This is a genomic window from Motilibacter aurantiacus, assembly GCF_011250645.1.
Taxonomy (GTDB): domain Bacteria; phylum Actinomycetota; class Actinomycetes; order Motilibacterales; family Motilibacteraceae; genus Motilibacter_A; species Motilibacter_A aurantiacus.
Window position 1 is genome coordinate 1 of record NZ_JAANNO010000027.1, and the last position, 6,863, is coordinate 6,863.

Annotated in this window: 2 protein-coding genes; both read right to left on the reverse strand. The window is 61.4% G+C overall.

The features are described 5' to 3' along the window. Positions 1-695: 695 nt before the first annotated feature. A complete protein-coding gene (locus tag G9H72_RS20600) occupies positions 696-1,835 on the reverse strand; it encodes a hypothetical protein (RefSeq protein ID WP_166174711.1) in 1,140 nt (379 codons plus the stop codon). Positions 1,836-2,093: 258 nt separating this feature from the next. Continuing rightward, positions 2,094-5,627: an NACHT domain-containing protein gene (locus G9H72_RS20605; RefSeq protein ID WP_166174713.1), complete on the reverse strand. Its 3,534-nt coding sequence runs from the start codon at positions 5,625-5,627 to the stop codon at positions 2,094-2,096. Between the last annotated feature and the right edge of the window lie 1,236 nt (positions 5,628-6,863).

Consider the following 6,863-nt stretch of genomic DNA (forward strand, 5'->3'; position numbering starts at 1 on the left):
CGCCTGAAGCAGTCTTGTCTCACCGAGCTTGACACCCTCCGTCGCGCCAGCGACTCGTGCGGTCCACGCGCCGATCATGCCTGAGCACCGCATCGCAGGTGGCCGGCACGACCACCCGCTCGTGCCGCCGGTCGCGTCTACGCGCCTGCCGCGACGCAGGTATCGCCCCGTCCAAGGTAGGGAGCCCGTCGACCCAGATCACCTCGTCACGCCGACCCCTTCCCCACCCGCGGCCGTCGCGCTCGGCCTCGGCCCCGTGCTCCCCGGCAGCACGACAGCCAGTTAAGCCGGGCATACCGGACAGTTATCTGAGACAAGTGGCCGCTATCTAGCTTCCGCGGCATGTCGACAACGTGCCCGCCTAGCGCCTACTTGAGAACGGCCCAGCGGTGTGACGCAGCCGTGAGAACGCTGCGTGGCCTCAAGCTGCGAATGTTGAGCTCACAACTTGCGCGCCGAGCGGATGCTTCCGTGCGCGTGTGCTCCCACGGACCACTCTCCGCAAGCAGCCGGGCGCTCATAGGCGAGGCAGCTCCGCCGCAAGATCCAGCTCGACCGGACCCCGCCGGGTAGCGACGTGCGCGCTACAGCAGCGGCGCGACAAGGACCTATGGGTGTCCCTGCATTGATCCAGCGCAAGAGCGGACGGAAGTGCGGAGTCGGCTATTCTTCTCCGATCACGAACTCGCTCTCACTCAAAACGGGTAGGCTGCAAAGAGTTTCTCCTGGTGCTCCCGGAACTTGCGCCGTGCGTAGTTCAGGTCCAAGTCATAGAGACCCATGGACCTCGACGGGAAACCCATCTGAGAGATGTTCTGAACGCACCGCATGGCCAGATGTTCGTCGGTGTAGGACGCGGCAGCGCATGAGGCAGCTACGACCACAGCTGCACCGTCAGGTGAAATCGTAAATTCATCTCCATCCCAGCCAGCAAGACCGTTCAGACGCCGCCTGTGTAGGAGCGAGGCCATGCCAGCAAGCAGTTGTCGCGAAAGATCGGGTGACGCGAGTTCAGTGGTTGGTCGTTCCCCTCGCGGATAGTAGCCGATCCTGTCTAGGTAAGCATCACTCACTCCCGCGACGACGTGAACCCTAGCGACTGGAGGGAGCCCCATGTCATCGATCGCCCCGAGCAAAGAGGAAAAGAGTTCGTCATCGCCGGCGTCGCGTAGCAGGTCTCGTATACGGGTATCACCAGCACCGCGACCGTCTCTGAAACGGCGCATCATCCACTGAGTGATGGGTTCCGTCACGCGCATGTTCTGCAGCGCAGCTGCCTTAGCGAGCGTCTCCAGCTCGTCGAGGCCCTGCGAGGTGGGCTTGCCCTCCAACTTGGGCGCCAGGTTGAGCGCGGACACTCGGACCGCCAGTCCCGAGTTGAGGCGGTGTCGCCCCCAGCCTGCTACTGGTACAGCGGGATTCGACCAGTAGGACTCCTGAACACGAAGTCGGCTCACAGCTGATTCGAGTTTTTCGGCTTCTGCAAGGACCTCAGCGAGATCGGCTTCACCCGTCAACGACTTTGCCTGCAACACCAGCTGGTCAGCGCGTTGCGCAGCAAGAATCTGTCCTTGTCTGCTCAGGAGGTCCTTTTGCTGCTCCTGCAGCGCCACTGCCGCGCGCGCACTAGCACTCGTGAGGTGATACAGCAGAACCGGTATGGCGGCCGTCACCACGAGCGTCGCGACTGCAACAACGAAACTCCACCAGGCTGCCGAGTTCTCGAAATGCCCTCTGATCTCATCGGGCTCAAGCGCTCCAACTACGCCCACCGCCACAACCGAGAACACGCAGGCAACTACGGCAATCCTAGACGTCGGCTGTTTCTTGTTCATTTCATTTGTTCCAGTCTCTGGTAAGCAGATCGCGACGCGGACGCGCGGCTGTGGCAACTTTCAGGGCGGACATTGCCGAGCGTCAGGCCGCCGTCTAGACTGCGAGCACGCGCGCATAGGTTCCCTTGCGTACCGCGTCCGGTTACTAGTATCCCTCTAGCTGTTGCCTTGAATGCGGAACAGACCCCCGGGAGGCGGCGGACAACGTGGCTTAGCCCGGGTCTGACGGCTTCACTCGGCAGCTGTCCAGGCGGAAGGTCAAGCGTTCCACGCCTGCTGCTTGGCGACCTCCGATACCGGTTCCTGGTCACTTAGCCGCATTCCCAAGCGATCGGCAGCTGACCTTACTACGTCGGTAGGCCACAACTCGGGGTTCCGCAGGATTTCCTGCGCCTGACCGTATCGGATTTTGATAAGTCGTGTTGAGTCGAGCGTCCCTTCTGGCACGTCCGCCCGTCCACCTCTCAACTGGTCGACATTCAGCTTGCCCTCGAGGATAGCCAGGGCGCGGGTCAGGACTCCGGCAATCTCACTCCCTGAGCCCCAAAGTCGACCGGCGTCGCGCGCTATGTAGGGCGCCAGTTGTTGTCTTGTACCATCCCCGCTCGCCGTCCATAGAAGCACAGCAAGACGAGGTGAGGGTTCGATGAGGCGCAACCTGAGCGCGTCTCCTAATCGAAGGGTTCGAGCGTACGGACTCAGCCTCGCGGCGCGAGAGACAGCTGCGGCGACCAGGGCCCAATCCCTATGGTCGAGTCGCTCGACCAAGTCGTTCAAGGTGTCGGTAGACGCCCCCACAGCCTCACTGGACGCAACCTGAAGGATGGAGGTCAGGAAGCTCATTGTTGAGAGGCGATGCACACAAGCGGACGCCTCGATACTCCACCAGACTCCGTCCGTCTTGTTCTCGATCGCCTCACGCCGCCAGCGTCCTACACTTCGCCAAGCGGCATTCTCCGACAGGTCCGGCTTAGCGGAAAGCTCCGCTATCACCCCGTCTGGAGCAGCTAGGACGGCCTCCCGGAGCGGCCAGCAATCACCCCCCCAAACGCCCTCGTAGGTATCCAGGCATTGCTCCCAAGATCTCGACTCCTGAAGGTCACCCCACGCGTGTGCTTCATCGAAAGCGCTGACGAGTTCGTGCCAGTAGCTCGCCTGCCCATCCGCAACTGAAGAGGCACGCGCGTCTCGGTCAGATGCCTTGTCCGTTGAGAAGAGGCCTCCCTCAGTCCGTACGGAGGGACCCTTCGCCTGGCGGGCGTAGAAGCGGTCAACGCTCGACGCCGCTAACAGGCGAGCATACGGTCCGTTGCTGGCCTCTAGGACGCGCTGCCGGAGGACGTAGCCATCTTTGAGCTCGGCGAAGCAACGCAGAACGAGTTCGTCGTCAACCACGTCGCTGGCGGACGCGAGAAGTAGGTCCAGGAGGGACATGTTCTGGTTCAGCTGACTCGCGTTGGCGGTGAGTCGTCTTCTTCGTTCCTCATTGTCAGCTGTGAGGCCCCTCAAGGCAGTTCCAGCGAGAAGCCACACCCCGGCTTCGGCTTCTGCTGCCGCGGCCCACCAGGCGCGTACAACGTTCCTCGTTTCCCCCCAGTGATCGAGAATTTGAACTACCGCGGCGATTGTGTGCTCGTCGTTGTGCTCCAGCAACCGCCGTGTGAGAAAGTCGACAGCTTGTTTGCGCCCAGCCCGTTCATGGAACCTAAGCAGTGACTCATCCTGCTGAATCAGTCCATCGACCGCGAGCACCGGTCCGGAGCCTTCAAGGACAACCCTCACCATGTCGTCAACGACAAGCTGTACCTGCCCCCCTAAAACCTGATCATCAAGGAACAGTTTCGCTGCGATCCTGCTGATTGGGTGCTCCCCGATGTATCGGTCCTGCTGCAGCTCTTTGAGCATATAAATGAGTGCAGGCACCTCCCCTGACGAGAGCTTCCCGGCGAAGAACCTCATTACGTTCGACCAGAACGGTCTACGAATCAGTGCCGTCAGACACGCCATGCGGTTGTTCTTATTCGTGTCACTGGGCAGCGTGTCGTACAAGTGCTCGGCCGCGAAATACTCGCGCAGAGGCTGCACCTCGAACTGAAACTCCTGAGAGTCAAGCTCACGCTGCACGAGGCACAAGACCCTCGTTGTAACGGACTTGAAGAGTTCGTCCACGAACTGCGCATCACGGCCACGAGGCAGGAGGTACTCCGTAAGCAGTGCCTTCAGTTCGACGAGTCCAATCGCACCCTTAGATTGCCCCAACTCAACTTGTGTGTGTATGCGCCAGGCCAGAAGTTTGTGAAAAGCAATGATCAGATCCTTGTGTTCAGCCACGATCTGCGACTTTGACTCGCGGTCCATGAACACGTCGATGTACCTGTCGTACAGAGCCGTTCGCTTCTCCGGCAGTACCGCCCTCCGCTGCATCAGATGAAGAAGAATTGCGAGCTGCATCGGGTTGCCGGCCAGGTCAACGACGTGGGGCATCGTGATGCTCTCGGTGAAGGTGCGGCGCAAGTCAGCGATCTCTGCGGAATCTAGTCGTGACTGAGCAACCCATCGCTCAAGGTACTTCATCCGCAACGCCGGCGTGAGTGAGCTCAAGAAGAGAGCCTGGAAGTGAGGGTCGCGCCACATCGGGCGCCCTACGCTCCCGGGCCGGGTAGCTACTATGAGCTGAGCGTCCAGCGCATTCGCCCTCATGCGAACACTCGTTGCCCTGATCTCGTCAGCGATCTCATCTCGTTCGTCAGCGTCAGCAACTTCATCAAGGCCGTCGAAAGCGAGAAGGACTGCCCTGGTAGTTACCAGGACGCTAAGCTGCCTGACTGAGAAATCTCGGCCACTAGCCTGCGCAAGCATAATCGCCATGAACGATTCGAGGGAGGCGTTCGGCTGCGAACTTTCGGGTCTACGGGGCACTTTCGGGTGAACGCCGGCAGGGTGCCCCAACAGCTCTCTGCGCCAAGCGGCATAGTCCGTAAGCTCGACCTTGATAGGCAGACGCGCAACCTCAGTCACTGGGCTGAGGTCTGCTGCAATCGGCGAATACTCGTCCCGGGCGAGTATCCTGGCGCGATAGAATTGGCAGAGGAACTGCAGCAGCGTCGTCTTCCCCTGCCCCGGTCCTCCGACGAGCACTGCGGAACCAGCCCAGTTCGGGTGTAGGAGCGCCTGCGCAGCACCTGCCTTGCCAAGTCCGAAGGGCTCGGTACGGACCTCGATGGGAGGTGGCCGCGTGGCGCCGTTACGCTTCAAGGGTGGCCTAGGGCGCGGATTTATATCGCGCAGGAAGGCTTCCACCTCGGTTCCCGGTCGACCGACGACGGGCACATCGACGAACAGACTCTCAACAGTCACACCTGTCAGCTCCACTTGGCGGAACCGCACTTCGTTGTCTCTGACGTAGTGCGCAGCAAGAGCCAAGCGCGCGACTTCTTCTACTTCGTCCTCTCCCTTGCCTTGTCGAACAACGCCGCCGCAGTACTCGCGAGCCCAGGCCTGACCAAACACGGCCAGCACGACAGCAGGCATGTTCCGCAGCCGCGTAGACACGGCTTCAGCTCCCCAAAGATCTACCTGGAGGCGCCCTCTGTACTCGTCTTTCAGGAGGGCGAGTGCGTCGATCATAGCCGTGTCATTGTCAACTGCGACGGAAGTCACCACTACGAAACGGCGCGCGTTGAACCGGGAGGACTTCCTTCCTGCGTCGTTGTCCGGAGCGCCCGCATATTCGCGGACAGCATCGCGTAGATCTGCGACCCCAAACCGCTTGTATCGCTTGACCTGATACATGACCCGTGTGCCGTCTTCTTCTTCCTCGAAAATGTCGAGGCCGAACTGCCGTTGGCCAGATCGTCCATAGAAATGCACTGAGGAGCGCTCGTGTGTCGCGACCAACTCTGCGACGACTCGCTCGAAGACTTCTGGCTCGATGGCATTCAGAGGCAGGAGATGAGGATTTCTAGTAGGAATATCCAGCTGTCGTTGCGAAAGCCGCTTGCGTAACCGTTGTAATGTGACTTCCCTTCCGTTGTCCGGGTCATTTATGAGAGCGGCACGAGGATGATCTTGCTGCCGTACCTGTCTCTCCCTAGACATCCGGACCTGTCCTCCTCGAGGCGGCCAGGCAGAGGGTGCTGCCTGCTGGTCTCGGCAAACTACCCGAGAGAGCCGGTCGCTCGCAGCCTGGTCTAGGCGACGACAGCAACCAGCAGAGAGTCAGGTGCACCTGTGCCGGCTTGGTGCCGAGTCACTCCAGGGCACAGACCCTCACGCAGTGCCCCCCCCCCCCCCCCCCCCCCCCCCCCCCCCCCCCCCCCNCCCGCGAGCGGAGCGCAGTCTCTCGTGAGGCGCTGAGCCCGGCCCCCGCATCTAATGGGAGACCAATCCCTTGCGGGGGCCGGGCGCGCCGAGGGAGCGACCAGTTGCTCAACCTCGGCGTGTGTGGGAGCTCTCCGGGCGGGCCGGCAGCTCTGCTGGTTTCGCTGACGCGGACGAAGCCGCGCAGACACACCATTCTTTCTGCATAGACTCGCGGCACCCACCGCGTTGTGCATCTCGCAGCTTTGCGATCGTGCTTCCCGCGAGCTGCGGCCGGGATCTCCAGACTCCTCGGCTTGGCTGCTGGCGAAGAAGCGGCACGATCGAGATCGTCGCCTCCTGCAGGAGTTGCTTATCCTTCTCGGGCAGTGCGCCAAATGCGTATCGTACCCATTGCGCGCCTTCCCGTGATCTCCAGCCGAGTCTCTTGCCGGCCTCTTCCCAGCTGCTCGCACCTGCGATGCGGCTCAGAGTGAGGGAGACAACGGCACGTAGGAGGTCAACCCCAGGACGGCGGTGATTACGGAGAGCAGGAGGTATTGCGCAGGGCCACGAGATCTGCGGCACGTCGTCACTGTCCCAGTCTGTGAGAGCTAGTTGAAGCTGCCCCGGCCCAGGTCCCAGTCGACGTCGAAGTCGTGTGAAGGTACGTCCCGTTCGCTGCGATGCCCTGTGCGTCAGGCTGAGGTGAGACACCCCGGGTAGGTG

Excerpts from the sequence above, each read along its gene's own strand:
- G9H72_RS20605 (WP_166174713.1), bottom strand. The coding sequence starts at position 5,627 with ATGTATCAGGTCAAGCGATACAAGCGGTTTGGGGTCGCAGATCTACGC.
- G9H72_RS20600 (WP_166174711.1), bottom strand. The coding sequence starts at position 1,835 with ATGAACAAGAAACAGCCGACGTCTAGGATTGCCGTAGTTGCCTGCGTG.